At 60.5% G+C, this 25,375-nt stretch carries 27 protein-coding genes; 18 read left to right on the top strand and 9 right to left on the bottom strand.

From position 1 onward, the window contains the following. The first annotated feature begins 66 nt into the window (after positions 1 to 66). From ACSQ2A_RS22455 to ACSQ2A_RS22475, 5 genes are all read left to right on the top strand, one after another. Positions 67 to 543 (top strand): hypothetical protein, encoded by a 477-nt coding sequence (locus ACSQ2A_RS22455; RefSeq protein WP_436074071.1) that lies wholly within the window; start codon positions 67 to 69, stop codon positions 541 to 543. Then, positions 540 to 1,427 (top strand): DUF7007 domain-containing protein, encoded by an 888-nt coding sequence (locus ACSQ2A_RS22460; protein WP_436074072.1) that lies wholly within the window; start codon positions 540 to 542, stop codon positions 1,425 to 1,427. Before ACSQ2A_RS22455 ends, ACSQ2A_RS22460 begins: the two co-directional genes overlap by 4 nt. Next, positions 1,424 to 1,798, top strand: a complete 375-nt coding sequence (locus ACSQ2A_RS22465; RefSeq protein WP_436074073.1) for a hypothetical protein — start codon at positions 1,424 to 1,426, stop codon at positions 1,796 to 1,798. The genes ACSQ2A_RS22460 and ACSQ2A_RS22465 overlap by 4 nt, the downstream gene beginning before the upstream one ends. Positions 1,799 to 2,220: 422 nt before the next feature. Then, positions 2,221 to 2,805, top strand: a complete 585-nt coding sequence (locus ACSQ2A_RS22470; protein ID WP_436074074.1) for a hypothetical protein — start codon at positions 2,221 to 2,223, stop codon at positions 2,803 to 2,805. 35 nt (positions 2,806 to 2,840) lie between these two features. Continuing rightward, positions 2,841 to 3,272: an IS3 family transposase gene (locus tag ACSQ2A_RS22475; RefSeq protein WP_436074075.1), complete on the top strand. Its 432-nt coding sequence runs from the start codon at positions 2,841 to 2,843 to the stop codon at positions 3,270 to 3,272. Between the two features lie 461 nt (positions 3,273 to 3,733). Here the strand turns inward: ACSQ2A_RS22475 and ACSQ2A_RS22480 are convergent, their stop codons facing one another. Both ACSQ2A_RS22480 and ACSQ2A_RS22485 read right to left on the bottom strand, forming a co-directional pair. Next, positions 3,734 to 6,820 (bottom strand): efflux RND transporter permease subunit, encoded by a 3,087-nt coding sequence (locus tag ACSQ2A_RS22480; RefSeq protein ID WP_436074076.1) that lies wholly within the window; start codon positions 6,818 to 6,820, stop codon positions 3,734 to 3,736. A 15-nt stretch (positions 6,821 to 6,835) separates the two neighbouring features. After that, entirely contained in the window at positions 6,836 to 7,918 is a 1,083-nt protein-coding gene (locus ACSQ2A_RS22485; protein ID WP_436074077.1) for an efflux RND transporter periplasmic adaptor subunit, read from the bottom strand. Positions 7,919 to 8,545: 627 nt separating this feature from the next. Here ACSQ2A_RS22485 and ACSQ2A_RS22490 point away from each other — a divergent pair. The 6 genes from ACSQ2A_RS22490 (at position 8,546) to ACSQ2A_RS22515 (ending at position 12,866) form a co-directional block, all read left to right on the top strand. After that, on the top strand, positions 8,546 to 8,731 hold the full coding sequence (locus ACSQ2A_RS22490) for a hypothetical protein (RefSeq protein ID WP_436074078.1): 186 nt from the start codon (positions 8,546 to 8,548) through the stop codon (positions 8,729 to 8,731). A 271-nt stretch (positions 8,732 to 9,002) separates the two neighbouring features. Next, entirely contained in the window at positions 9,003 to 9,932 is a 930-nt protein-coding gene (locus ACSQ2A_RS22495) for an ArdC family protein (protein WP_436074079.1), read from the top strand. Positions 9,933 to 10,237: 305 nt separating this feature from the next. Continuing rightward, positions 10,238 to 10,978 carry an SDR family NAD(P)-dependent oxidoreductase gene (locus tag ACSQ2A_RS22500; protein ID WP_436074080.1) on the top strand — a complete coding sequence of 247 codons (741 nt, stop codon included), beginning with the start codon at positions 10,238 to 10,240 and terminating at the stop codon, positions 10,976 to 10,978. A 923-nt stretch (positions 10,979 to 11,901) separates the two neighbouring features. Continuing rightward, the gene (locus tag ACSQ2A_RS22505; protein WP_436074081.1) at positions 11,902 to 12,219 is read left to right on the top strand and encodes a DUF736 domain-containing protein; all 318 of its coding nucleotides are present in this window, start codon (positions 11,902 to 11,904) and stop codon (positions 12,217 to 12,219) included. A 67-nt stretch (positions 12,220 to 12,286) separates the two neighbouring features. Further along, entirely contained in the window at positions 12,287 to 12,460 is a 174-nt protein-coding gene (locus ACSQ2A_RS22510) for a hypothetical protein (RefSeq protein WP_436074082.1), read from the top strand. A 79-nt stretch (positions 12,461 to 12,539) separates the two neighbouring features. Continuing rightward, positions 12,540 to 12,866, top strand: a complete 327-nt coding sequence (locus ACSQ2A_RS22515) for a DUF7673 family protein (RefSeq protein ID WP_436074083.1) — start codon at positions 12,540 to 12,542, stop codon at positions 12,864 to 12,866. On the opposite strand, the gene ACSQ2A_RS22520 is transcribed toward ACSQ2A_RS22515, so the two are convergent. The 3 genes from ACSQ2A_RS22520 to ACSQ2A_RS22530 form a co-directional block, all read right to left on the bottom strand. Continuing rightward, entirely contained in the window at positions 12,790 to 13,149 is a 360-nt protein-coding gene (locus ACSQ2A_RS22520; protein ID WP_436074084.1) for a WGR domain-containing protein, read from the bottom strand. The genes ACSQ2A_RS22515 and ACSQ2A_RS22520 overlap by 77 nt on opposite strands. A 27-nt stretch (positions 13,150 to 13,176) precedes the next feature. Continuing rightward, positions 13,177 to 13,455 (bottom strand): HU family DNA-binding protein, encoded by a 279-nt coding sequence (locus tag ACSQ2A_RS22525; RefSeq protein ID WP_436074085.1) that lies wholly within the window; start codon positions 13,453 to 13,455, stop codon positions 13,177 to 13,179. A gap of 71 nt (positions 13,456 to 13,526) precedes the next feature. Continuing rightward, complete coding sequence (locus ACSQ2A_RS22530; RefSeq protein WP_436074086.1) at positions 13,527 to 13,781, bottom strand: hypothetical protein; 255 nt, start codon at positions 13,779 to 13,781, stop codon at positions 13,527 to 13,529. A 484-nt stretch (positions 13,782 to 14,265) separates the two neighbouring features. On the opposite strand from ACSQ2A_RS22530, the gene ACSQ2A_RS22535 reads away from it, so the two are divergent. Continuing rightward, positions 14,266 to 14,706: a DUF3846 domain-containing protein gene (locus ACSQ2A_RS22535; protein WP_436074087.1), complete on the top strand. Its 441-nt coding sequence runs from the start codon at positions 14,266 to 14,268 to the stop codon at positions 14,704 to 14,706. 62 nt (positions 14,707 to 14,768) lie between these two features. Here the strand turns inward: ACSQ2A_RS22535 and ACSQ2A_RS22540 are convergent, their stop codons facing one another. From ACSQ2A_RS22540 to traC, 4 genes are read right to left on the bottom strand one after another with little or no spacing between them, the layout of a single operon-like run. Next, positions 14,769 to 15,251 (bottom strand): thermonuclease family protein, encoded by a 483-nt coding sequence (locus ACSQ2A_RS22540; protein ID WP_436074088.1) that lies wholly within the window; start codon positions 15,249 to 15,251, stop codon positions 14,769 to 14,771. Between the two features lie 17 nt (positions 15,252 to 15,268). Next, positions 15,269 to 17,194: a Ti-type conjugative transfer system protein TraG gene (gene traG, locus ACSQ2A_RS22545; RefSeq protein WP_436074089.1), complete on the bottom strand. Its 1,926-nt coding sequence runs from the start codon at positions 17,192 to 17,194 to the stop codon at positions 15,269 to 15,271. Next, complete coding sequence (gene traD, locus ACSQ2A_RS22550; RefSeq protein ID WP_436074090.1) at positions 17,181 to 17,396, bottom strand: type IV conjugative transfer system coupling protein TraD; 216 nt, start codon at positions 17,394 to 17,396, stop codon at positions 17,181 to 17,183. The genes traG and traD overlap by 14 nt, the downstream gene beginning before the upstream one ends. Before the next feature lie 4 nt (positions 17,397 to 17,400). After that, the gene (gene traC, locus ACSQ2A_RS22555) at positions 17,401 to 17,661 is read right to left on the bottom strand and encodes a conjugal transfer protein TraC (RefSeq protein ID WP_436074091.1); all 261 of its coding nucleotides are present in this window, start codon (positions 17,659 to 17,661) and stop codon (positions 17,401 to 17,403) included. Positions 17,662 to 17,913: 252 nt separating this feature from the next. Between traC and traA the strand changes: the two genes are divergently transcribed. The 6 genes from traA to ACSQ2A_RS22585 all read left to right on the top strand — a co-directional run bounded on the left by traA (position 17,914) and on the right by ACSQ2A_RS22585 (position 25,358). After that, the gene (traA, locus tag ACSQ2A_RS22560; protein ID WP_436074092.1) at positions 17,914 to 21,492 is read left to right on the top strand and encodes a Ti-type conjugative transfer relaxase TraA; all 3,579 of its coding nucleotides are present in this window, start codon (positions 17,914 to 17,916) and stop codon (positions 21,490 to 21,492) included. Further along, positions 21,489 to 22,022, top strand: a complete 534-nt coding sequence (traF, locus tag ACSQ2A_RS22565; RefSeq protein WP_436074093.1) for a conjugative transfer signal peptidase TraF — start codon at positions 21,489 to 21,491, stop codon at positions 22,020 to 22,022. Before traA ends, traF begins: the two co-directional genes overlap by 4 nt. Beyond that, positions 21,943 to 23,178 (top strand): conjugal transfer protein TraB, encoded by a 1,236-nt coding sequence (locus ACSQ2A_RS22570; protein WP_436074094.1) that lies wholly within the window; start codon positions 21,943 to 21,945, stop codon positions 23,176 to 23,178. Before traF ends, ACSQ2A_RS22570 begins: the two co-directional genes overlap by 80 nt. 123 nt (positions 23,179 to 23,301) lie before the next feature. Beyond that, positions 23,302 to 24,024, top strand: coding sequence for a helix-turn-helix transcriptional regulator (locus ACSQ2A_RS22575; protein ID WP_436074095.1), 723 nt, complete (start codon positions 23,302 to 23,304; stop codon positions 24,022 to 24,024). A 74-nt stretch (positions 24,025 to 24,098) separates the two neighbouring features. Then, positions 24,099 to 24,716, top strand: a complete 618-nt coding sequence (locus tag ACSQ2A_RS22580) for an acyl-homoserine-lactone synthase (protein ID WP_436074096.1) — start codon at positions 24,099 to 24,101, stop codon at positions 24,714 to 24,716. A gap of 309 nt (positions 24,717 to 25,025) precedes the next feature. Further along, positions 25,026 to 25,358 carry a transcriptional repressor TraM gene (locus ACSQ2A_RS22585; RefSeq protein WP_436074097.1) on the top strand — a complete coding sequence of 111 codons (333 nt, stop codon included), beginning with the start codon at positions 25,026 to 25,028 and terminating at the stop codon, positions 25,356 to 25,358. Positions 25,359 to 25,375 lie beyond the last annotated feature (17 nt).

A 25,375-nucleotide genomic window follows, 5' to 3' on the forward strand; every position in this document is an offset into this window, starting at 1 on the left:
TGCCACTACCGCCGCCGGGTCACCCGGCGGCGGTTTTGTTTTCAACGTCATCAATTGGAGGACACGATGTCCGCACACTCGATCTTTGAATACGCCCCAATCGGCGCCACCATCGCCTGGTCCGATCAGAGTCCGCGCCCACCAGAACGGCACCGCCGCTTGCTCGACGCCTGGAAGACCAATAACAGTCAGGGCCGCCTCGTCCGCAAACAGGGCGCCCGCGATATCGGCACGTTCGATCCACATGCGAGCTTCACCCTGCATGAAGCGGACTTTGGCGCCGGGGGCGTCATTGCCATCCGCGTCTTCCGGACATTCCCGCTGCAATCGACCCTGCGCTTTACCATCATCGAGCGGCCTGCTGTCGGTTCGGTTCGGGTCTTCGACCGGCCCGGCGATCATGCCGAACTCGTGCACCTTGCCGCGCATCGCGCGGCGGCTGAGCAATGGTTGTCGGAGCACGGCTATCCCAATGCCGTATTGGAGGAGGTCACGGCCGACGAGGCGGCCGCCGATGCCGTCGAGGGGAGGGCCGCGGCATGAGCCCGGACCCTCAATCCTCCATGCGACCCGAGGCCCCGGATATATCCGGGGCCTCGTTCGGACGCAGTAGCGACGGCCTGCCGGTCGCGCTTGTCGGCGAGAGCAGCTATGCCATGGTCCCGGGGCGCCGCGGTCAGCACTATCTCGCCACCGGCTGGCGTATCTCCCGGCCGATGGCGGAATGGACACGGTCCGATTTCTACAGCCATCTCGGCGATCTCGCCGATGAGGCTGCGTTCCGCGAGAAAGTGCTCGAACAGGCGCAGCATTGTCGGGAAAAGCAGGCTTTGGGGCGTCTCCGCCTTACCGGTGGCGCACACACGCCTTGGGGGCAGTCGCAGGGCGGCACCATCTATGCCGAAGGCATCGTCTCGCATTCGACCGCCGGACACGGCGGGTTCAAGCTCTCGGCCGAGCACAACCGCAAGGTGCATGTCATGCTTCGTGCCGCTGGCGGCTGGTATGAAGAGGACGAGTGCTGGGCCATCGTCGCCTTCACCTTCCCGCATGTCTTCACCACGCTCGAACGCTGCTATGCGGAGCAGACCATCAAGGACTCGTGGCCGGACGCATGGGAAGCGATCTTTGGCACGCCCCTCGCTCCCGGCGAATCCAGGAAGAAGGACCAAAGGGCCTTCGAGGCGACGCACGCCGCCGATTGGATCGTCGTTTCAGCGAACATCTCGGAGCACGAGCCCGGATTCGTGGAGTGTGTCGCGACGCTTGGCAGGCAGCCTGGCGACCGCGGTGAGGAACGCCGCTTTCTGGTGCCGTCATCCGAATATGACATGGGTCGCTTCGGCTTCGTTATCGATCCGGATCGACACGCCGTCTATGATGGCCCGTCGAGCTTCGTCGGCCAGGGCGGGAGGAAGTCGCCATGACCCTCCGGCCCGATCCCTGCCGGCAACTTTCGCGCCTCGAGGAACAGCGTCGCCAAACCCAGCGGCAGATCGAGATGGTCGAGCGGCAGATCATCCGGCGCATGACGGCGCGGATTCCAGACCTGCTGCCGCGCCGAACGCATTATCGTCATGGCAAGGCCCCCGACCCGCGGGCCTTCCTTGAACGCTACCGGTCGCAGCTCGCCGCATTGACGGACGAGCGACAGCCCGAGATCGACGCTTTGTCGCGCAAGCTTGCCCGGCAGGATCGCGCGATCACCCTGCTTGTCGAACGGCATGGCCAGGCCGCCGAGATGAGCAAACGGTCCCAGACCATTCCCATCCATGGTGGCGCGGTGAAGCCGATCTGAGGGGGCAGGGAGCATGCATGGGGCCGCACGATGCCGGATTGAGCCACTGTCCCGAGCACATCAGCAGGGACTGGGCGAAACGGGCAGATGGTCATCATCATCTGCCTTCCAGTTCCCATGTCGAAATCGAGGCCCGTGCCTGTCCCTCCTCGGTCTTCAAGCGGTCCTGAACCGGTGGCCGAGTGCTTCAAGGCCGCGTGCCGCGCCGCGTTGCGGCCGGATCGGCCCGGTGTCGACAGGGCAGGCGCCGCGTCCTGCGCGAGGGCTAAAAAAGCCCTGCTGGGCCGCAGACCTCCCCTGCTCGCCTCGGTCCGCCCGGACCCGGAAGCGCCCGTCATTCCACCGGTTCCTTCGGTCCGCGTCCGAGGAAGGGCTGGCACGGAGCCGGTCCAAATCTCGGGACCGAAAGAAAGGAATTTGTCATGACCAAAAGTGCCGGTTCTCGCTCAAATGCCCGCGTCCTGTCGCAGCGCCGGGCCACCACACTCGAAATGGTGCGGCTCGCCTGTCCTGATGCCGCGCAATGCAGCCTCATCTCCGAGAGCTTCGGTCTTCCGACCCTCGATAGTGATGGTATTCGTGACCTCCATGAAAAGTTCATCGTCGAGACTGCCACGGCGCTCGGCGAGGGTCTTGGCGAGCGTGCCATGCAGATACACCTGCAGCGGATCATCGGGGCTTATGTCGGGTCCGCCCACGGCGCCGGCCAGTTCTACAGCCGTGCAGTCACCGAGGCTCGCGATGCGACGGCCAAGTCCGCAAACGACCTACGCGACGAAGATGTGGACGGTCCAGTGGGCTTCGACAGCGCCGCCCAGCGCAAGCGTGAATTCGCCGCCGACATGGCGCTGCAGGCTCATGCGCTGCGGATGACCGCCGAGGGTGTCGTGGCAGCCTATGAGCAGGTCGTCGGGGAACGCTGGAAGCCGTTCGAACGTCCCGTCGACAATCCACGCTACGCCGTCGACCGCAAGGCGGCCGCGTTGCAAATGGCAGCGCTCGGATAACGCAATAAGGGCGGGGTTCTGCCCCGCCCTTAGCGATGGGGTGGCAGCTAACGAGGTGGGTTCGACTGACTGTCGCAACGCCCTTAAGCCAGTGGCGGGCGTGTGAGGCTCTGGAAGCTCTTGATCATTCGTGCCTGCGGTATCGCAGTCTGCGGCCGGATGATCAAGAGCTTCCGGAGGCGATAAAGGCTGTTGCCGCCTGGCGGTGCTGGTTCGGATGTCGCCGTATCCATGTGATGTTGCAGCGGCAGGGCATCGAGATGAACATCAAGAAGCTCACGCGGCTCTATGCCGAAGAAAAGCTACAGGTGCGCAAACGGGGCGGCCGCAAACGCGCCTTGGGAGCACGGTGTCCTATTATCGTGCGGAACAGCCCAACCAACGCCTTGGACGTAGACACCTCGCTCTCCAAGCGACTGTTGGTTCGTGTGCTCGATGCCATCATTACGCGAAGGGCAGGCCGTTGAAGGTGGTCAGTGACAAGGGATCCGAGTTCACCAGCATGGCGATCCTGCGTTGGTCTCAGAATCGGCAGGTCGACTGACCCTACATCGCGCCCGGAAAGCCGCCGCAAGACGGCTTCGTCGAGTGCCTCAAAGGCACTTTTCCGCGAGGAATGCCCAAGTGGACGCTGTTTACCCACTTGCCGAAGTCTGGATGCAGATCGGCGCCTGGACGGATGAGTGCAACGACCATCGCCCCATTCTTCACTGGATAATTTCACGCCTGGCGAATTCGCCAACAACCTTGCACTGGAAAAAACGGGTCGCTTGGCGCCAAACATCAGCTCAGGGACTCTGCGCAAAACCGGAGTGGAACTGAAGCTTAGGTCATCAACCATACGGATCGCAGTGCTTTTGGGCTGACAATCTTGAAGTACTCACGTCTAGGGCGGGGCGAGGGTCCGATACGAAGTCTGGCGGGCTGCCTAGCTATGCTCTGGCTCTGCATCTTCGCGAATATCGTCACTCTTCCTCCTAAAGGCTATAGAGTAGAGCGCGGGGATGAGGAAAAGCGTGATAAGCGTTCCTAATGCCAATCCTCCCATCATTACCGTTGCCATCGGCTCCCACAGCGGGCCGCCGAATAGGAAAAGCGGGATTAGCCCTGCGATGCAGGTCATTTTCGTCATCAGAATTGGGCGTAGTCGGACTTCGGCGGCATGCGCGACCGCGTCAAGCAACTCCCGGCCGGATCGCCTCTCTTCCGCAATTCTATCAAGCATCAGAACTGCGTTGTTCACGATAATGCCCATTAGGGCCAAAAATCCGATTGTCGCCGTGTAGCTCATCGGCTGACCGGCAATCAACACACCCAAGGTTCCACCGATCAATACGAACGGCATCGAGGCGATCACTATAAGGGACTTTCGGATACTTCCGAACTGCCATAGAAATAGCAGAAACATCGCGATGAATGCCAAGGGAGCATACTGAACCAGCCCAGCAGTTGTCTTGTCGTTTTCTTCGACCTCGCCACCCGTCTGGATGTAATGGCCAGCGGGCAGTTCTATTGCGTCGAGAAGCGGCGTGATCGTCCCCAAAAGCCCAGACGCATTTTGGACGCTATGCCTTGCCGTTACTTCGACTACCGGCTGCAGGTTGCGCCTGGTGAAGATCGCGGGTTGATGTCCGAATGTGATGTTCGCTAGCATATCCAGCGTTGTGCCGCCAGTAGAGCTAGCGATTGGCAGGGATTTTAGGTTCTCGATCGAGAAGCGATCGGGATCACCGCCCCGAACAACAACAGGTATTGCAGCGTCGCTGGTACGCACTGCAACGGCAGGGTTGCCATTTTGTATTGCGTTTATAGTTTCGTAAACGTCCGACTTCGACACACCGGCCGCAGCTACCCTTTGCTGATCCACGTCCACTATCAGCCTGACCAGCGGCGCCTCCAGATTGGTCGTTACAGACGACATGCCTTGAATTTGCCGGAGCTCCGACTCGAGCCTTTCCGCCGTCTGTTGCAATACAGCGCGGTCCGCCCCGACGAGCCTTAGAACAACGGTCCCCGCCTCCGTCCCGCCTAACGAGAAGCGCTTGGGGTCAAATCTTGCTTCTGGGAAGCGCTCGGTGAGGCTGTCACGCAGATCTTGAATCAAGTCGTTGGGCGACGTTCCCGCCGAGAGATTAATGATTGCGTAGGCGCGATTGACAGCCGGTGTTGGAGGGTTCAAGCCCAAGATAAAGCGCGGGCCTCCGTCGGCCACATAGATCACATGGCTATCAATCCCAGAAAAACTCTCTCTATCAGACAAGAAAGTTGAAATCGTTTGAGCAATATTCATTGTCTGAACGGTTCCATAGCCAGATGGAAGCTCGATCGGCATCTGTATTTGCTTGCGCTGCGAATAAGGGAATAGTTCTGTTGGAATTGTCTGGGCTACACCCCCAGCAATTGCCAGAAGTGAGACCATTGTACCGACTACCACCCAAGGCCAAACAACGAGTTTAGTGACGATCCAGTGATAACCCCGGTTAATGCGTCCCATAACTGCTCCCTGCTCACCATGTCCATGCGCCTTGGTGATGAACCTGGGAGCGATCAGTGGAATTACAGTAACACCCAAGACCAGCGAAACCATCAGAGTTATCCCGAGGACAACTGCAAGGCTACGCATATATTCGCCGGTTTCAGTTTGTCCGGCGACCAGTGGGACGAAAGCGAAAACAATAGCCAGAGAGGACACAAGCAGCGGGATAAACATTGTTTCTCCGGCCATACGCGCGGCCTCCCATCGCGGCTCACCCTCTCCTATCCGTCGTTCGTAATCCTCGACAACAACGATGCCGTTGTCGACGAATATGCCCAACGCGATAATAACTGCTGCGATAGATATTTGATGGAGCTCAATCGACAGGATTTGCATGACAAGAAGTGTAATCAAGACTGTCATCGGAACGATGGCGCCTGTCACCAGCCCACTTCTCCATCCCAGAAATAGTACAACCACCCCCAAAACGACGGCTACTGTTTCAAGAAATACTTTTCCGACTTTCTCCAAGTCGTGAGCGACCACTTCGGCCTGATCAGTCACGTTCCCGACTTCCAGACCGACAGGGAGCGACGCTCTTACCTCTTCAAGCCTCTCATCGAGGGCGTCAGCGAAACCTATGACGTTCAGGCCAGCCAGCATCGAGATGCCTAGCATCACGGCAGGGCGGCCGTTGAAGTAAGCACCACCTTGTGGTGGGTCTTGGGCGATTTGTCGAACCGTTGCTATTGACCCCAAAAGGACCGAAGAGCCATTTCCTGTGGGAATAGGAAACGCTGTGAGCTCGCTAGCGAGCGTTAGGCGATCTCCCGAATGAACCGCTATTGTCATTCCGCCTTGTTGCACCTCGCCCGCAAGCAAGACGTCATCGCGCGAGGCCAGTGCGCGCGTAACATGTGCTACGCCTATGCCGGCGTCGCGCAGTGCATGATGGTTGATATCGACATAGACGATGTCGCGCTGCACACCATGCAGCGAAATGGTTGCAATGCCGGATACGGTTTGTAGCTGGTTGCGTATGTGCTTCGCCCATGTTTCGATTTGTCCAGCTGTGTATCCGTCACCCGTTACTGCGAGCGTTCGCACTGCAACCCGACCAAAGTCACTGTTCAGTGTTGGTCCAATCGTGCCACTTGGAAAATCGGTCTGCACCTCCGCCAAACGAGCGCGAATCTGCTGCCAAATGTCTGGGACGATGCCTGCTGCGACGTCCTCATGGAGGAAGATGTACAGCAGTACGCTCCCTGGACGAATTTGGGTGTCCACTAACCGCACCTCAGCTTGCGCGCGGACAGCCTCCTCGATCGTGCGAGCAAGGCCACTCTCTAGCTTCTCGGTTGTCTCTCCAGGTAGGAACGCTGAGACCGTCGCGACCCTGAGCGTGACACTTGGCTCCTCGGTTGCCGGGAAATTGAGCAGTGACAAAAGACCGACAATACACGCAATGAAAGCGGTAGCTATGACGAAGCGAGGGCGTGCAAAGGCGGCGCCCGTCAAAGAAAATCGAGTTGTTTTCATGATTGGTTCTACCGCTCAGATGCCAGGTACGACAATTTTGACGAGTTCGCCGTCTTGTAAGAATGCGCCGCCAGCCAGAACAATCGATGCACCTACTGGTAGGTCTGTAGCCACACGATAATCGGCACCTGCGACGCCTATTATGTCGACCGCCACGCGCTGAGCTTGTCCATTATCGTCAATTAATACGACGTGGTTTGCGCCCGAGCTGTCCGGCGTCACGGATGTTGTCGGCACTCTTCGAAAAGTACTATCGAACCCTTGGTCAACGCTAACTTGTGCTATAGAGCCTGGGTGAGGATTTCCGTTCTGTACCGCCAGACGCACAATCAGGCCTCCGCCGCTCTCGACCTTCGGGGAGATTGAAATCACCTGCGCGGCACCTTCCAGAGCGCCTACATTAAACTTTGCTGGTTCGCCGATCTCCAGCTTGTCCGCGATTGCTATTGGAACTGATGCTTCAATTACCCGGCCCTCCGGGCTCTCAATTGAGAAAAGAACTTGGCCTGGAGACACAACAGCGCCGACGTCTGCTTCTCGCGCCGACACAATGCCAGTCTTGAAAACACGAACCAGAAACTGCTCTGCTTCATTTTCTGCCAAGGAGAGGGCTTCTTTGGCTGCATCAACCGCTGCTTGGCCCGCCTCTGCCTCAGCAACCGTGGCCGAGCGGCTGGCCTCGGAAACTGAGCCAGTCGCTGCAAGATCGACCGCTCGTTTTGCAGCCGCGAGGCGGTCAACAAGCAGCGCCTCAATTCTTCGCAGTTCCTCTGTTGCCTGGCGTATCCGGATTTTGGCCGACGTGTCATCTATCGTTGCTAACACGTCTCCCGGAGAGACAGTCTGACCAACATTTGCCGAAACTGACACAAGTCTGCCGCCCTGGGCGGCACTTGCCTGCATTGGCTCCACTGAGCGGACAACGCCAGAGAATATATACTGCGCGCCCTGATCCTCTTTCACGAGCGAGGCAGCGACATACGTAAATCTCTGTCCGGAATCCGCGGAGGGTTTATCGGGCGTGCAGCCCGAGAGGATCACCACTGCCAGCAGCGACATAAGGGTGAGCAGAGATTGCCTGGAGATACTGTGCGTCATGTTTTTGTTCTTTATGGCGGCGGCTGAGCGTGGCGACAGTTGCGCGGCGGGAGAGGGTGAAATTCAGTACACTTTTAAAAACCATCCGGTTGGTATGTTATCGAAAGGCCACCTGAATGTCCAGTGCTGTCACGATGCGTCTTTCGCGCGACTTTGTAAGGGCCCAAAGCGTCGCTCCGCAGCGGCGCCTTGGGCAGTCCATCTGTCAACCCAGAGGCGATAGCGGTGTGGGGCGCGTCGATCTGACCAGACATCCAGAGATTTCTGGCGCATAAGTCGCTCGGGTCCCATACCTCAATCCTGTCCTTGACGTCCTCCGCTACGTAAGATGCGGAATCTGCGCTTCCTTTGCGTAGGCATTTCTGTCCTCCACAGCACCTGCGTTACCAAGCGGCCTTCTGCGCAAAGTGATGCGTACAGCGCCAGCCCACCGGCGACGTGTCCAATCCTCGCTCTTCGCGATGGCATTCCTGGTGCGTCAGCGGATCTTCCACGATCAACCCGCGAGGGGTCCGCCACGCAAGCGTGCGGCCGCTTGGCTGAAGCCTTCGCGGTGATCGCGCCCGCCGCCGCACATTGACGGAGCCATCGAGCGGGAATTGGCCCGCTCCAAGATGGAGCCTTCAAATGTCACACGATCTCACTCTCGCCCAGAAAGCCGCCTGGACACTCGCTCGCACCCTTATGGTCCCCGTCATCCTCTTTCAGGTCGACGACGAATTCGGCGTCATTCCCGCCGACGAACTCGACGATGCCGATGTCGACGTGCTTTTCGAATATGACCCCTATTGCGGCAGCCGGTCGATGCACTGACCGAACTGTTCGTGATCCCACTTGGCGGCGCAGCGCGCCGCCTTTCTTGTTTCTGCCGTCCGTTCGCGGTCCCGTCCCTCCCGGGGTCCTGGCAGAGCCGGGCAGCGCGCAACGGCGTTGCCGTCCTCCGCTCACGCTGCGGCCCTAAGGGCCACCCCGTCGCGCCAGCGCAACGGGGTGGTGGGTGCGTCGCCCGCCTTCCTTCTCTGCTCAGCGGACCTCGCAACGGGGCCGCGATCGGCGCGGCCTCCATGATTGGAGGTTCATGAAAATGAGCAGTAGAGAAGGAACTGGACCGCGCATCGACATCTATGCGCGCATCACCGACCGTATCGTGGCTGACTTGGAGAAGGGCGTCCGCCCCTGGATGCAGCCCTGGTGCGCGGAAAATGCAATTGGCCGAGTGACGCGGCCGTTGCGCCATAACGGACTGCCTTATTCTGGCATGAACGTGCTGCTGCTATGGTCCGAGGCGATTGCACGCGGTTATGCCGCTCCGATCTGGATGACATTCAAGCAGGCGCTCGAGCTCGGCGGCGCCGTGCGCAAGGGCGAGACCGGCTCGCTGGTCGTCTTCGCCAGCCGCTTCACCAAGACCGAAACTGACACCTTTGGCGAGGAAATCGACCGCGAGATTCCGTTTCTCAAAGGTTACAGCGTCTTCAACGTTGCCCAGATCAATGGCCTGCCGGACCATTTTTACGGGAAGGCCGAGCCGGTTCGTGACTTGATCGAACGCATCGACCATGCCGACCGCTTCTTCGCCAATACCGGTGCGATGATCCGGCATGGCGGCGTCCAAGCCTACTATGCCGTGTCGAGCGACCACATCCAGATGCCACCGTTCCAGACATTCCGGGACGCAGCGGCCTATGTTTCGGTTCTCAGCCATGAGGTCACGCACTGGACCGCGGCACCGGATCGCGTAAACCGCGACCTCAGCCGCTATGGCATGGACCGCACCGAACGGGCACGGGAAGAGCTCATCGCCGAGCTTGGGAGTTGTTTCCTCTGTGCCGACCTCGGCATCGTCCCGGAACTGAAGCCCCGGCCGGATCACGCGAGCTATATTGCGTCGTGGCTCCCCGTGCTTGCCGACGACAAGCGGGCGATCTTCTCGGCAGCGGCGCATGCGCAGCGTGCCGTCGCGTTCCTCCACGGCTTGCAACCGGCGGTGTCCGCAGGGCGCGAGGCGGCATGATGTCCTGTGCTGGGATGATGGCGAGTGGTTGCGCAACCACTCGGATCGGGGCACTTCCAGTGGGGCCAGGAAGTGCTGCAGCACGGTGATCAGTGAAAAACCCCGCCTGCGTCGGCTTGCAACACACCAATATCACGTGTTAGCAGTCTGGCTGTCGATAAGAGAACAGGCCATTGGTAGTTCGGCCGCTTCAACTGACGAAGTTTCTCGTCCTCATGGACATCCACGACGGCGCGCCCACCCGGGCGCTCTGGTGTGTCCGAGGATCATGACGTCTCCGGCACGCCCTATTTTAAGGATGCAGGATGACTGAAAATACACTGAAATATCTGATCACCGGTGGTGCTGGCGGTATCGGCCTGGCCCTGGCGAAAGCGCTTTGCCGGGCCGGACATACCGTCATTGTCTGCGGCCGCGATATGGCGCGCCTGCAACGCGCTCAGAACGAAGTTCCGGCGCTGATCACCCGCCAGTGCGACATTGCGAACGCCTCTGACCGGCTCGCCTTGGTGACCTGGATCAAGGCAGAACATCCAGACCTGAACGTGCTGATCAACAACGCGGCGATGCAGACCAAATTGAGCCTGCTTGGTGCTGTGGATGAAGCGCTCGTTCAGCAAGAACTGAACACCAATGTCACGGCGCCGCTCATGCTGTCCCTTGATCTGCTTCCGGTACTCACCAGCCAGGAAGAGGACGGGGTGATCATCAACCTGTCCTCCGGACTCGCATTCTGCCCGGTTGCCAGTCTCCCAGTCTACAGCGCCTCCAAAGCCGCTCTGCATTCGTTGACCCTGAGCATGCGGCACCAGTTTGCCTCCCAGCGGGTCAAGGTTCTGGAAGTGATTGCGCCGCCGGTGGCTACCAGTCTCGGTGGGAACGCAGCGCTGGATGCGGCGGATGTAGGGATTCCTCTCATGCAGCCAGATGAGTTTGCCGCCGAACTCTTGCGGGAAATGTCTGGTGGACAGGAGGAAATCGCTATCGGCATGGCCTCTGCAAGTCGCGCCCAGGGCGAGGCCCTGTTCGGTCTCATGAACCCCTAAACACAATCTAGGTGCCCCCGTGTTCGCAACAAACGCGGGGGCATTGTCTAACGAGTCATTCCAGTTCATCCGTCCAGCAGGTTGGTCTCAACGCCAGAAATTACCTGTTCTGTGACATGACTGGAAGACACCTGGCCGCGCGGACCAGTCCCGCCAGACGTCGGTGCAGCAAATTGCTGGCATTTGCAGCAGGAGCAGACGGCGAAGCGCGTCCTGTGCTCGCTCTACTCCACGACCTTCAGCCGACTGTAATGCGTCGGGCTTCGCGGCGGAACACCGTTGCGTCATCGGCTCTCGCGGATCGAGTGACAGACCGCGAACACCCGGTTGGCACGACCTCGTTTGGGTAAAATGCTGTGGTGGAGAGCGACCAGCAATACCAGTCTGCGCCGGCTGCCCGACTTCAGCGAGGTGATGCGGCGGATTGGAAACACTGCATACGGGCTTCCGATTGACCGTGGCGGAGCTCTCCGGCCTTTCCCACATGGCGGCGAGCTGGCCAGCACCGTAAAATCATCAGGGATGGGCAGGCAGGTCGTCGTGGGGTCTTGCCAAGGCCAAGTCCCTAGACGGTGGACGCTTGATGGTGCCGCACCATAACCATGGATGAGGGATGGCATCGAAGCGAGCCAGGTCATCTCCGGGCGGGTCTTCAAGTTCACGTCCATCTGCGTCCTCGATTTGGCATGTCTGACCGAAGGTCGACTGCGCTGCGCGCCCTCTCGCTCTAATCCCCGCAACGGCCATCCGCGACTTTCTTCCCCTGCGCGCTGCGCGCGCATTCCTCGCGAGCCAAGAAAGCCGCTCCCGTCCGCCCTCCACTGTGTTCCGGCCCCTCCGGGGTGCGGGTCGATCGCCCCCGGTCTTCCGACAGCCATCGAGGTCGCGATAGGCGCGACCCGACAAACTCACGGAGACGACAAATGGCTACCATCGGCACCTTCACCACCACTGCCAACGGTTTCACCGGCACGATCAAGACCCTCAACCTCAACGTCAAGGCTCGCATCGAGCGCGTCGAGAACCCCTCCGACAAGGGCCCGCAGTTCCGCATCTTCTCGGGCGCCGTCGAGCTGGGCGCAGCCTGGCAGAAGACGGCCAAGGACACCGACCGCGACTATCTCTCGGTAAAGCTGGACGATCCGAGCTTCCCGGCTCCGATCTACGCCACCCTCGTCGAAGTCGAAGGCCAGGAAGGCCTGCAACTCATCTGGTCCCGCCCCAACGGTAACCGCGACTGACCCTCATGAGGCCCCGCTAACCGGCGGGGCCTCGGTTCCTTCACCCACGCCGCGGGAGAACATCGCCGTGACCACGATCGACGAAATTGCAGAATTGCGGGCCGAGCTTCATCACACCCACCTGACCGCCGAGGAGCGCCGTGACGCCGAGACAAGGCTGGCGGACCTCCTGCGGGACCGCGACGCCACCTTTTCCGACGATGAGCTGCACGACTCGGCCAACCGCGCAGCTGAGGAATAGTCCTCAGATGCGGGTGACCCGTATCGACGAGTATCTGAAGCTGGTAGGGTCAGTATCTGCGCAGCCGGGAGATACACATATGGACGATATGACGCGCGCCGCGTTCGAGCGCCTTCTCGATCTCGCCCGGAGCGATACTGGTCAGGCCCGTCGCGCGGCCAACTTCATCCTCGCCTGGTGGAACGCCGAGAGTCTCGGCGCCTTCGATATCGCGGAGTTGTTCGGCCAGGACGAGACCATTGCCAAGGACATGGCCACTGTCTTTGCTTGGATCGCAAGTCGCTCCAACGCGACCTATCCCGACGAATATCGCTCCGAGATCGAGGGTCTTATCGAGGCCTGGCGGCCCGAGGTTTGGGCCCGCTCGAAGGGCTCGCTCTTGGCTGGTAGCCCCGTCTCCGCTTGAGCCGCAACAGCGCGAGAAAGAGGCCAACGGCATCGCTTTCATCTTCGAACGAATGCTGGACGGTTCGGCCTTCGGTGCCGATCCGCCCCCATCGGCGAACCAGGCATGGCTGGCCGAAGAGTGTCTCTTCAATGGAGAGAGCATAGAACCGCTCCATATTCTGGGCCGAGTCCCGGCGTTCGATATAGAGGTGATAGGGCTGCGCGATCATGCACATAGAATCGCCCAGCCTGACTCCGGCGTCCAATGAGAGATTTGAATCGCTCCAGCGGGAGCGATTCATTTCCGTGATGGATATCGAGTTGACGACTTAGCCGTTCAACGCATCCTTGATTGCCTTGGCCGGCGTGAAGGTCAGCTTCTTCGACGCCGCAATCTTGATCGTGGCGCCGGTCGAAGGGTTGCGGCCGTCGCGTGCCGGCGTGTCCTTGACTTTGAACTTGCCGAAACCGGGGATGGAGGTTTCGGCACCTGAATGCGCCGCCTCGGAGATCTGCTTGAACACACTCTCCACAATCGTCTTGGCCTGCGCCTTGCTCAGGCTGTTCTCGGCCGCAATCTTGTCGGCGATCTCGGTTGTCGTCGTCATCAGGTTTTTCCTTCTGGTTTTTGAAGTACACGATCCTAGAACAGGATTGGTCAACTGACGATATGACTGATCTACCGGACATATTGGCCCCCCGGGCCGCCGGCCAGCGTCTCGATCGCATTGTCTAGCCGATGGAGGCGAAAGGCATTGTCGGCAAACCAGAGTTCGATCTCTGTTGGATCGAGGCTATCGATCATCGCCGATGTCGGGACAGCGCAACCCGCCGCCCGAATCTCGCGGATATTGTGCTGGTAGCGCCGGATGCGCTCCACCATGGGCAGTTCGGGGCCGTGCTTGAGCAGTTTGTCCTTTGGCCAGATGCCCATGTCTTGCTGGCTTCCCTTGATCCCGGTCATTCCGATCATAGCAGGGCGCAATATTGCGGGCGAGGGCAGTATAAGGGGAGCGACCGGAAGGGCTTGGGGGCGGGCCGCCTTGCGGCGAACAGCTCTATTCGCTGCGCTCACGAAGCCCGCAGGCGGTCTCCGCCCATGTCGGGTAACGATCCTCCCGCGACAGCGCTCAACCACAAACGGCGGCGCTCGTGACAGGCATCAGGCCGGCTGGTCGCCGGATGCGGACACGGCGCTGTTGGCGCCGTGGGTGTGCATCACAATGACGGCCCATTCTACCGGGCGCGGACCTCGCCTCAAGGTTGAGCGGTCCCCCCAATTTTCCGCGTCGCCAAGGGGCGCCATCACAAAATCGGTTCCCCCGCCCGCCGCCTCTGGCGGCCGCTCCGCGATCCTTGACCCGATGCCCGACTGGCCAGGTCAGCGATCTCCGTCACTGCAATAAAAGGAGATCAGCATGACAAAGACCATCACCGCCTATCTCGTCGAAGTGGAACAGCGCACGATCCGTACGGTGGAGATCGATCCGGCCAATAGCCTGACCGATATAAGGCGCCATATCGGATGTGACCTCATCGACATGGTCCGCGTTGATCAACACCACTGCGTGGTGGTAGACGATAATGGGCTCATGGACGAGTTGCCCTGCTTCACCGAGCTCCAGGACTATGCCAGCCCGCTCGCCGGCAATCTGCTGATCGTCGGGACGGACGCCGAGGGCGAGACCGTTTCGCCAACGCGGTCCATCGCGGATATCGCCGGGATGCTGACCATCTGCCATCCCGTCCTCTCGCCGACCTTCGAGACCCTCAACGGCCCGTTCGTTTTCGGCAGCCGCATCACAGGCTTCGCCGTTACGCTTAAACGCGCAGTGCCGGCGGTGGTCGCGACGGCCTGACCAAACGCCTTGCCGGGCCCGGAAACTGGTCCGGCTTTTCTGTTTTTCTTGCGGGCTCGTTTTCACGAACACCAGCCCAGGTCAGGGTCGCCCCAGCGTCTGGCCAACCCTTCGCGCACCAGAACCTCGCCGAACGAGGCATTGTCACGCGCAACGATCCGCAGCTTACGGCCAAACCTGTCCTCGTCGTGTGAGCCGGCGATCAGTCTAAACCGGTCGGCATTGAGCAGGTCGAGCAAACGGGCCTTCGCCAATTCTCCGGCCTGCGCCTCCTCGGTGCAGACCGGATTGGAAATCTCCGGCGCGTCGATATCGGCTATGCGGATCTTGATGCCCTCAAACCAGAAGGTATCGCCGTCGACCACGCAATTGGTGCGGATCGGTCCCGCGCAGATGGAGAACCTGGCCTGATAGGGATCGTCAAAAAGAGGCGCAACGGGTCTGGTTGCTGGAGCCAAGATCAGCTCCAGCAGGTTCGGATGCCCGAACTCCTCGCCGGTCAGAAGATAGCCCAACCCGGCGGCGCCCAGAAGCCCGATGGACAAGATAAGCCTACCGGACCTCACGACTTTTCCTCCTTCCGGTGGAACCTGTTTTCGCCGACCACCGACTTCATATCGTTGCGCCGAAACCAGATGGCGCGTCCGCACCGTAACGGTGCATTGCCCGCTGTGAACACGATCTGCTCGTCGCCGCGCATGCGCAGCACTTCATCGGCCAGGATCAGGGGTCGCGATGCCAGTTGCTTGGAGCGCGTGCGCGAAGATCCAGACATCTGCGACGACCGGCTGAGCTGGTCGACCTCGACCGTCGTATTGCCGCAGCGGCGCGAAATATAGTCGGCGGTCTCGGGATCATTGATCGCCGCGAACGAGACCCATGATGCGCTTTCGAACCACTTGCTGGTCGCGTCGCGCCCACCATAGACTTCGCGCATCTGGCCGATCGACTGGAACAGCAGCACGAGGCTGATGCCGTATTTGCGGCCGGCATCACGAGCGGTTTCGAGAATCCGCAGATAGCCCAGCCGGGCGACTTCATCGAGCAAGAACAGTGTCCGGCCCTTCATCTCTCCGTTCCGGTTATAGATCGCATTGAGCAGCGCGCCGATGATCGTGCGCGCCAGACCCGGATGGGTCTCTAGTGTCTTGAGGTCGAGATTGACGAAAATGTCGGTCTTGCCCTCGGCGATCGCGTCTGTGGCAAAACTCGAACCAGAGACCAGGGCGGCATAGTTCGGATAGCTCAGCCAATGGGTTTCTTTGACCGCGTTAGCATAGACGCCGGAAAACGTCTCCGGCGTCATGGCGATGAAGGGAGCGACATTCTCTTTGACGAAATCGGACTCGGAATCGTCGTAGATCTTCTGCAGCCGCTCGCGCAGCTTTGGCTCGGGTTCGGACAGATTCGCCCGCATCTGCCGCAGATGCTGGCTTTCCTTTTCCGTATGCCCTGAGAGACAGACATCGGCGATGAGCGCAGTGATCAACTGCAACGCCGATGCGCGGAAGAAGTCGTCGCGGATCGAGGTGGACCGCCCGGTGTCGGTCACTACCCAGCTAGCGACAGCAACCACATCCTCTTCCTTGGTGCCCCCGAACCCGCCAATCCAGTCCAGCACATTGAACCCCGTCGTTGGGTCCTTCGGATCGAGGACGAAAACGTCCCGACCGGCCTTGCGCCGATGCGCCATCACCATGGGGGCGACCTCATTGGACGGGTCAAGAGCGACGAGGCCACCACCCCATTTGAGCGCGGTCGGCACCGTTACCGACGTCGTCTTGAAGCCGCCCGATCCGGCAAAGACCAGGCCATGGGTCGAGCCGAAGCTCGCATCGAAGCAGAGGAGCGGCGATCGCCCGCCCGCGCCCCAGGTCTCCCGGTCATCTGACCGGAACCCACGCGCCGCGACCACATCCTTGTCGACACGATAGGCTTCGCCGACGACGATGCCGCCGGCGTCGGGAAAGAGGCGCTTCGCCGTGTTGACGCCCATCCATTCGGCTTCGCCATGGATCGCCCGGTTCCCGGAAACGCGGCGTGGCACTGCGGCGGCGAAGGCCGCATTACCGCGAAGGGCGACCCGCAGCGCGAACACGCCGGCCACCATGGCCAACATCCCGCCGATGGCGGTTGCCGGATCGATGTAGTCCGTGATCGCGCTCTCTGGTGGCACATCTCCAGCGAGTGAGGCCAGACGGACGACTTCCCTGACCGCAGCGATGGCAACGACGATCACCGTCGCGCTCAACACGCCTGCGCCCGCAAAGCGGATAGCAGCCGCGCCCTTGGCGCCGAACAGGAAGAAGATGCCGGTCCCCGATGCGGCGACATAGGGCAGGGCGATGCCGATCCTACCGAGCGCGAGACGGGCATCCTCCGTTGTTCCGAAACGCGCGGTCCACTGCTCTATGCCGGTGAGCAGAAACACTGTCATCAACATGATGACGCTGGGCGCCACCACAAGCGCGATCCTAGTCGGAGTCATGAACAAAGGCCGTTTCTCCGATGGCAAGCAGGCGGGCTCGCTCGGTCTCGTTGCCCTTGATCCGCTGGCGAGCATCAATCAGCAGGCCAAGCAGGAGCGCGCGCTTCTCGTATCGCAAACCCGCCTTGGCGATGAGCCCGCCAAGCTGGATTTTCTCTCGCGTGTCTTTCTTCCGATCCTCGGACTGGCTGGCTTGTCGCATGCGTTCAAGCCTCCCCACCTGTCCCCGCAACCGCGCCAGACGCGGGCGGGGTGGCGGACCTGGCCGACCGTGGGCCAGCCTTGCGAAACTTTCCGGCCAGCTCTTCCAATGCTGCCAACAGGTCGGCCTCATCGATCTCGATGTCGCCCAGGCCCGCCTTGAGCGCGACCCTGCCAATCCGCTCGGCTTCCTTGGTCTCCGCCGCTTTCAACTGCTCCTGCAGCTTGGCGATCTCTTCCCTGATTTTCGATGATGGCTTCTTCACTCCGGTAGCTCCTCTTCTGCCTGATCGCCTCTTGGCAGGAGGCAGAATTGCCCGGGAGAGCGCGAAGCGCACCCCGTCAGAAACGACGGGTCGGCAGCGCCGACACTTTCGTGGATCATCCCGGCGTTCCGAAGGAATGCTCCAAGGGCGCAATTATACGTCGCTGGCGCGACGCGTTGCGGTCCGGTGTTCAACCGGCCTGTAGGGGCATCCGGAGGGGAGGTATCAACCGGGAATAGGGGCGGCGCTGCCGTGGCCATCGCGCATTTTTCAGCCAGCATTATCAGCCGCGGGGACGGCCGCAGCGCTGTGCTGTCGGCGGCCTACCGGCACGCGGCGCGGATGGAGTTCGAGCGCGAGGCTAGGACAATCGACTACACGCAGAAGGCTGGCCTGCTGCATGAGGAATTTGTCATCCCGGCCGACGCGCCCGATTGGCTGCGCGCCCTCATTGCGGATCGGTCGGTTGCGGGCGCCGCCGAGGCGTTCTGGAATAGGGTGGAAGCCTTCGAGAAACGCTCCGATGCCCAACTCGCCAAGGACATCAATTTCGCCCTGCCGCTGGAGCTGACCGCCGAGCAGAACATCGCTTTAGTGCGGGATTTCGTTTCAGGCCAAGTCCTATCCAGAGGGATGGTGGCGGACTGGGTCTATCACGACAATCCGGGCAATCCTCACGTCCATCTGATGATGACGCTGCGGCCGCTCACCGAGGACGGGTTCGGGGCCAAGAAGATTCCGCTCATCGGAGAGGACGGCCAGCCGGTCCGTTCGAAAACCGGCAAAATCCAGTATGCGCTCTGGGCCGGTGGCATTGATGATTTCAATGCAGTTCGTGACGCCTGGTTCGAGCGGCTCAATCATCATCTCGCCCTCAACGGGATTGCGCTCCGTGTCGATGGCCGCTCCTACGAAAAGCAGGGTATCGAGCTGGTGCCGACCATTCACCTGGGCGTCGGCGCCAAGGCGATGGAGCGCAAGGGACAGGCGGCCGGTGATGCGCCGGATCTCGAGCGCCTTGCTTTGCAGCAGGAGCGGCGCGCGGAAAATGCCCGCCGCATCGAGGCCAATCCCGACGTCGTGCTCGACCTCATCACCCGTGAGAAGAGTGTCTTCGACGAGCGCGACCTGGCTAAGGTGCTGCACCGCTATATCGATGACGCGACGCTCTTCCAGAACCTCTTGACGCGCATTCTGCAAAGCCCCGAAATCCTGCGGCTGGAGCGTGAGCGCATCTCGCTCGCCACCGGAAAAAGGGAGCCGGCCAAGCTCACGACGCGGAAGCTGATCCAGCTTGAGGCCGGGATGGCTGCGCGCGCCATCTTTCTGTCTCGCCAGACCACACATGGCGTTCGCAGCGCCGTGCTCGAAAAGACCTTCGAACGCAATGAGCGCCTCTCGGCGGAACAGCGCTCGGCCATCGAGCATGTCGCGGGGGGCAAGCGGATCGCCGCGATTGTCGGCCGTGCCGGCGCCGGCAAGACCACGATGATGAAGGCGGCCCGCGAAGCATGGGAAGCTGCCGGGTATCGCGTCGTCGGCGGCGCCCTGGCGGGCAAAGCGGCCGAAGGGCTGGAGAAGGAAGCCGGGATTGCCTCCCGCACCCTTTCGTCATGGGAGCTGCGTTGGCAACAGGGTCGCGATGGACTCGATGACAAGACCATCTTCGTCCTCGACGAGGCCGGCATGGTGTCGTCGAGGCAAATGGCCCTCTTCGTCGAAGCCGTAGCGAAAGCCGGCGCCAAGCTGGTCCTGGTTGGCGATCCCGACCAGCTCCAGCCGATTGAGGCGGGCGCCGCGTTCCGCGCCATCGCCGATCGGATCGGCTACGCGGAGCTCGGGCAAATCCATCGCCAGCGCGAGGCCTGGATGCGGGCGGCGTCCACCGATCTTGCCGGTGGTCGGATCGGTACCGCGCTCGCGGCCTATGATCAGGCTGGCATGGTCAAGACGCAATGGTCGCGGGACGAGGCGATCACCGCCCTGATCGACGACTGGAACGACGATTTCGATCCATCCAGCAAGGCGCTGATCCTCGCGCATCGCCGGGTCGATGTGCGCGAGCTGAACGAACGCGCGCGCGGTAAATTGGTCGAACGCGGCGTCATCGACGATGGATTTGCCTTCCAGACCGAGGGTGGTGCCCGCAATTTCGCCGCTGGTGACCAGATCGTGTTTCTTAAGAATGAAGGATCGCTGGGGGTCAAAAACGGCATGCTGGCCAAGGTGGTCGACGCGGCTCCAGGTCGGATCGTCGCCGAGATCGGTGAGGGTGGTGAGCGCCGACAGGTCCTTGTCGAGCAGCGTTTCTACGCCAATATCGATCACGGCTATGCTACTACCGTCCACAAGTCGCAGGGCGCTACCGTCGACAGCGTCAAGGTGCTGGCCTCCCGCAGCCTCGACCGGCACCTAACCTATGTCGCCCTCACCCGCCACCGGGATGCCGCCCAGCTCTATGTCGGCCTCAATGAGTTCACCAATCGCGGCGGTATTCTCGTCGATCACGGTGAGGCTCCTTACGAGAACAAGCCGGAGAACCGCAAGAGCTACTTCGTGATGCTGGAAACCTCCGAGGGCCAGCAGAACACTATCTGGGGCGTCGACCTCGAGCGCGCGATGAAGAAGGCCGCTCCCGAGATTGGAGACAGGATCGGCCTTGAGCACCAAGGCTCCCAGGACATTCAGCTTCCCGATGGCAAGACAGTTCCCCGCCATGCCTGGAAGGTGGTCGACATTCGGGAGCTGGCCTTGTCGCGGCTGGCCGAGCGCCTGTCACGCGACGGATCAAAGGAAACGACGCTCGACTATGAAAGCGCATCGACCTATCGCGCCGCTTTGCGCTTCGCTGAAAATCGTGGCCTCGACCTGATGACTGTCGCGCGCACGATGGTGCGCGACCGGCTCGAATGGACGGTCCGGCAAAAGCAGAAGATCGCCGATCTGGGAAGCCGCCTGATGGCGATTGCCGGGCGGCTCGGTCTCGTCTCCGGCTCTCGGCGGCAAACCCATTCCACCAATATCAAGGAGGTCCTGCCGATGGTTGCAGGCATCACCGTATTCCCGAAATCCGTTGAGCAGGCGGCCGAGGACAAGCTCGTCGCCGATCCCGCGCTCAAGTCGCAATGGGAGGAAGTCTCGACGCGCTTCCACCTGGTCTATGCGCAACCCGAAGCCGCCTTCAGCGCAATCAATGTCGATGCCATGCTGAAGGATGCGGCGACCGCAAAATCCACAACAGCGAAGATCGGCAGCGAGCCGGAGAGCTTCGGCCCGCTCAAAGGAAAGACCGGCCTCCTGGTCAGCCGAGCGGATCGGGAGGACCGTGAAACCGCCAAGGTCAATGCACCGGCGCTGGCTCGGAACCTCGAAGCCTATCTGCGGCAGCGGGCTGAAGCCGAGCGCAAGCATCAGGCCGAGGAGCGAGCGCGTCGAGTGAAAGTCTCCATCGATATTCCGGCACTGTCCGACCACGCGAGGCAAGTGCTCGAGCGCGTGCGCGACGCCATCGATCGGAACGACTTGCCTGTATCCCTCGGCTTTGCCCTGGCCGACAAGATGGCCAAGGCCGAGATCGACAGCTTCAACAAGGCCGTCAGCGAACGCTTTGGCGAGCGCACTTTTTTGTCCGTCGCTGCCAAGGATGCGGCCGGTTCCGCCTTCGAGAAGCAGGCATTCGGTATGTCACCGGGCGATCGGGAGAGGTTGGCATCGGCCTGGCCCATGATGCGTGTTGGCCAGCAGGTGGCGGCCCATGAACGCACGACCCAGGCACTCAAGGAAACCGAGGCGCTCCGTCAATCGCAGCGCCAATCTCAGGTGCTCAAATGACCGTGCGTGGGGGGCGAGCGGCATTCGTTCTGGCAATCATGGTGATCCCGGTGCTGATCCTGGTGGCCGCCCACGCCGCTGGATACCGCCTCAACCTTACACCGAGCTATCCGCTTGGGGTCTGGCGCGTCGTGCCCCTTGAGCGTGACGTGGCGATTGGCGATCTGGTTTTCATCTGCCCACCGATAACACCGACCTTCCGGCTCGCGCAGGAGCGCGACTATGTGCGCCGCGGCTCCTGTCCAGGATGGTTGAGCCCGCTCATCAAGACCGTGGTCGCGCAGCCTGGCCAGACAATCGCAATCGCCCAGCGGGTGATCATCGACGGCCACGCATTGCCGCAGTCCGAAATCCATCCTGTCGATGCTGAGGGCAGGGTGCTTGTTCCCTATGCCGGCGGCGTCGTGCCGGCCGGCCAGATCTTTCTTCACTCCAGTTTTGCAGGTTCCTATGACTCGAGATATTTCGGGCCCATCCCGGTCGACGGCATTCTCGGCCGCGCTAAGCCGCTTCTGGTCTTCGCGCCCTGATCTGCTCCGGTCAGGTCTGCTGACCGTGGCGGCAGTGGCAGTTGGTGCTCTTGGATGGAGCGGCGAGCCGCTCCTCCTGCCGATCGCAATGCTGTTCCCCGCGCTCTGGGCTCTTGCTCCGTCCCGGGTTGGCGCGGTTCTGGTGTCGGCAGGATATTTCCTCGCCGCGTCGCATGGCCTGCCGAAGGGCGTCGCCAATTTCTACAGCAGTGGGTTCGGGGCTGGCATCGCGCTCTGGATTGGCGCTGCGCTTGCCTTCGTCTTGGTCCATGCGATCATGTGGACCTCGCGACAGGGAGCAGGCAGGGCAGGGCGATATCTTCTGGCCGCGGTATTAATGAGCGTCCCGCCGTTCGGGATCGTCGGTTGGGCGCATCCGATCACGGCGGCCGGCATCGTCTTTCCAGGTTGGGGCTGGTGGGGACTGGCGGCGGCGGCCATCGGCCTTCTTGCCATGATGACAAGATTTTGGCCGATCGTGATCCTGACATTTGGAGGTCTCTGGATCATGTCCGCCGCTAACTGGACAGGTCCAACTGTGCCGGAAGGCTGGATCGGAGTCGATACTGGTTTCGGGGGTAGACAGGATGTCTATGCCAATTATGAACAGCAACTCGAGACAGTCGCGTTGGTGAGAGACGCTGCCGCGAAGGGGCATGCGGTCGTTGTGCTGCCCGAAGGTGCCGCGGGCATCTGGACGCACACTGTCGAGCGATTGTGGCGTGACGCCCTTACCGATGTTGATGCTACTGTCATCACCGGAGCGATCGTTGTTGCCGATTCCGGCTACGACAATGTCATCATGGGAATATCCGCCGATACAACTGCCGTGCTCTATCGGCAGCGAATGCCAGTACCGGTCTCCATGTGGCAACCTTGGCTTTCGCTCACCGGCGGCGGAGGCGGAGCGAAGGCGCACTTTTTCGCCAACCCAGTTTTTGACTTCGCCGGCCTGCGGATCGCGCCACTTATCTGCTACGAGCAACTTCTGATCTGGCCTGTCCTGCAGGCGTTGCCTCATGCACCTGAAGTGATCGTTGCGCCCGGAAATGGATGGTGGACGGCTGACACTGGTATCGTCGCAAACCAAATGTCGGCAGCTAAAGCGTGGGCGCAGCTTTTTGATCACCCTCTCGTGATCGCTACTAACCTTTGATCTAGGCCATCCCAATCCTTGGCATCGTCAGAAAGCAACGAGTTCCGATTCGCATAACTTTGATTATCGAACTAAATCGTTGATTTTAAAAAATAATAGTTAAATTCGACGGGCGAGAAACGAATGGAACGGCTTATCGACGCAATGACTGCGCTATCGGCGGTTGCTACGCCCGGCGATTTGCCTGGGCATCTGGCCGATATTGCTGCGCAATATGGGCTGTCTACTGTTGCCTATCTTGGATCGGGTTTGCCCGGTTGGACCGGGACTGAGCCTTATCTCGCCGTAACATACAGTACGGACTGGGTGGAATACTATCGCCAGCGCAATTTCGTGGCGATCGATCCCGTTATCCGGACAGGGCTGCGTCAGCTGTTGCCGATTGACTGGGGTGTCTTGTCGACCGATGACCAACCTGTCCGCCGCTTCTTCAACGAGGCCCAAGATTTCGGCGTCGGTCGCGAGGGCCTAACTATTCCAATCCATGGCCGGAACGGCGAGAGGGCGCTGTTCAGTATAACAGCCCACACCAAAGAACACGATTGGAGAAAGCAACGCCTTTACCTCATGCGCGATTTCCAACTGCTTGCCGCCTTTACGCACGATGCAGTTGTGCGACTGGAAGGGCTTTCCAAACCTACGCCGCGCCTATCCCCACGGGAGCGAGAATGCTTATTATGGGCGGCCGAAGGAAAGACCGCTTGGGAAACCTCACATATTTTGTCGATCTCTGAAAGCACAGTACGCCACTATCTCGAGACCGCTCGCGGCAAGCTGGCTGCTGTCAGCAATGCGCATGCGGTTGCCAAAGCTATGAGAACCGGACTGCTGTCGTCACTGCTGTAAACCCGGCTGATTGACCGGGTACAGGGCCCAACCCTCATTCGAATATCTGATGTCTCCACCAAGAGAGATATCAGATGATCAAAATTGTTGAAGCTGCCGATCGAGACACGAATGTAGAGTACATTGACCAGATGCATCGTATGCGAGCGGAGGTCTTTGCCGATCGGCTCGGATGGGATGTGACTGTTAACAACGGCCGCGAGGCTGACCGATTTGACGACGAGGACCCGGCCTACCTCCTGGCAATCGACGATCGGACAGGCACCCTAAATGGTGCCGTTAGATTGTTGCCAACCACTGGCCCAAACATGCTCCGAGATGTGTTTTCAGTACTTGTGCCAGACGGCGCCCCTGAAAGCCCGCTTATCTGGGAAAGCTCGCGCTTTGCAATCAAGCCAGCGATCAATAAAGCCGCGCATGTGGATGCCAATTTTGTGGTCAACCGGATGACCGTCGAATTGCTCTGCGGCATTGTCGAAGTCTGTCGATCTGCTGGAATTGCGCAGGTTGTTTCCGTTTTCGATGCTCGCATGGCGCGCATTTTTCGTGCCGTCGGTTGCCCGTTTACTCCAATTGGTAGACCCACGCGGATTGGTTCCGTCATGACCTATGCGGGGATATTCGACATGACAGATGAGCTGCGGGCAAAACTCGGTCGCGCAGGTGGCTTCAATGGACGGGTTATCCCATAACCTAACGCGGCGCACATGACGGCTGCTGATCAGTAGCATCGTCTATTTTTTCAGACGAAAATGCTCTAGAAAGGCCCCGAGGTAGTACGTGCTGCCTCGGGGCTTAGAAACCTCTCCTCAACGGCTGGTGTTGGTCGATACGACACCTGATCCTCTGGCTTTCGGCCCGGGGCCCGTGACGCATGTCCAGGTACCTCGGTGCTAAAGGTCTCAGGGCTGTTTGAGGACGGCTTTCTACCCCCGGCTTCGGGTCATGATCTACTGTTCGCGGGGGCGCACCGCGAACCAAGCCGCAGGGTCGCCTATGCAATGAAACCAGTCTCCGATATCCGAGCAAATGCTGCGCCGAGCTCGAGTACCATCGAGAGTGTTCTGCGCGACCTGACAACAGAGGAATTGAAACGACTTGCTGTGTCGGTGATCCGGGAGCACCGGAGTCGTCTGCAAGTAGCGCAGGAACTCTTCGAAGAGATAGAGAGATTGAAACGGAATCGGCCAGACGAAACTCGACTGGATCTTGCGACCAACGACTATCGCTGTGCCCTGTTGTGTCTAGATGCTCAGCATCACGTCGTGCGGACGATTATTGCGCGTCTGGGATACGTACCCATCGTCGACGGGCAGACTCCAACGCTGAACTAACTAACCGAAGGCGCTCT

Origin of the sequence: Devosia sp. LjRoot3 (assembly GCF_964252865.1) — a bacterium.
GTDB lineage: Bacteria > Pseudomonadota > Alphaproteobacteria > Rhizobiales > Devosiaceae > Devosia.

Coding starts and splice junctions, on each gene's coding strand:
- ACSQ2A_RS22535 (WP_436074087.1), top strand. CDS start 14,266: ATGACAAAGACCATCACCGCCTATCTCGTCGAAGTGGAACAGCGCACG.
- ACSQ2A_RS22530 (WP_436074086.1), bottom strand. CDS start 13,781: ATGGGCATCTGGCCAAAGGACAAACTGCTCAAGCACGGCCCCGAACTG.
- ACSQ2A_RS22495 (WP_436074079.1), top strand. CDS start 9,003: ATGAGCAGTAGAGAAGGAACTGGACCGCGCATCGACATCTATGCGCGC.
- ACSQ2A_RS22465 (WP_436074073.1), top strand. CDS start 1,424: ATGACCCTCCGGCCCGATCCCTGCCGGCAACTTTCGCGCCTCGAGGAA.
- ACSQ2A_RS22525 (WP_436074085.1), bottom strand. CDS start 13,455: ATGACGACGACAACCGAGATCGCCGACAAGATTGCGGCCGAGAACAGC.
- traG (WP_436074089.1), bottom strand. CDS start 17,194: ATGACTCCGACTAGGATCGCGCTTGTGGTGGCGCCCAGCGTCATCATG.
- ACSQ2A_RS22520 (WP_436074084.1), bottom strand. CDS start 13,149: ATGAATCGCTCCCGCTGGAGCGATTCAAATCTCTCATTGGACGCCGGA.
- ACSQ2A_RS22470 (WP_436074074.1), top strand. CDS start 2,221: ATGACCAAAAGTGCCGGTTCTCGCTCAAATGCCCGCGTCCTGTCGCAG.
- ACSQ2A_RS22570 (WP_436074094.1), top strand. CDS start 21,943: ATGACTCGAGATATTTCGGGCCCATCCCGGTCGACGGCATTCTCGGCC.
- ACSQ2A_RS22515 (WP_436074083.1), top strand. CDS start 12,540: ATGGACGATATGACGCGCGCCGCGTTCGAGCGCCTTCTCGATCTCGCC.
- ACSQ2A_RS22490 (WP_436074078.1), top strand. CDS start 8,546: ATGTCACACGATCTCACTCTCGCCCAGAAAGCCGCCTGGACACTCGCT.
- ACSQ2A_RS22575 (WP_436074095.1), top strand. CDS start 23,302: ATGGAACGGCTTATCGACGCAATGACTGCGCTATCGGCGGTTGCTACG.
- ACSQ2A_RS22455 (WP_436074071.1), top strand. CDS start 67: ATGTCCGCACACTCGATCTTTGAATACGCCCCAATCGGCGCCACCATC.
- ACSQ2A_RS22585 (WP_436074097.1), top strand. CDS start 25,026: ATGAAACCAGTCTCCGATATCCGAGCAAATGCTGCGCCGAGCTCGAGT.
- traD (WP_436074090.1), bottom strand. CDS start 17,396: ATGCGACAAGCCAGCCAGTCCGAGGATCGGAAGAAAGACACGCGAGAG.
- ACSQ2A_RS22500 (WP_436074080.1), top strand. CDS start 10,238: ATGACTGAAAATACACTGAAATATCTGATCACCGGTGGTGCTGGCGGT.
- ACSQ2A_RS22480 (WP_436074076.1), bottom strand. CDS start 6,820: ATGAAAACAACTCGATTTTCTTTGACGGGCGCCGCCTTTGCACGCCCT.
- ACSQ2A_RS22475 (WP_436074075.1), top strand. CDS start 2,841: ATGGGGTGGCAGCTAACGAGGTGGGTTCGACTGACTGTCGCAACGCCC.
- ACSQ2A_RS22505 (WP_436074081.1), top strand. CDS start 11,902: ATGGCTACCATCGGCACCTTCACCACCACTGCCAACGGTTTCACCGGC.
- ACSQ2A_RS22460 (WP_436074072.1), top strand. CDS start 540: ATGAGCCCGGACCCTCAATCCTCCATGCGACCCGAGGCCCCGGATATA.
- ACSQ2A_RS22485 (WP_436074077.1), bottom strand. CDS start 7,918: ATGACGCACAGTATCTCCAGGCAATCTCTGCTCACCCTTATGTCGCTG.
- ACSQ2A_RS22580 (WP_436074096.1), top strand. CDS start 24,099: ATGATCAAAATTGTTGAAGCTGCCGATCGAGACACGAATGTAGAGTAC.
- traF (WP_436074093.1), top strand. CDS start 21,489: ATGACCGTGCGTGGGGGGCGAGCGGCATTCGTTCTGGCAATCATGGTG.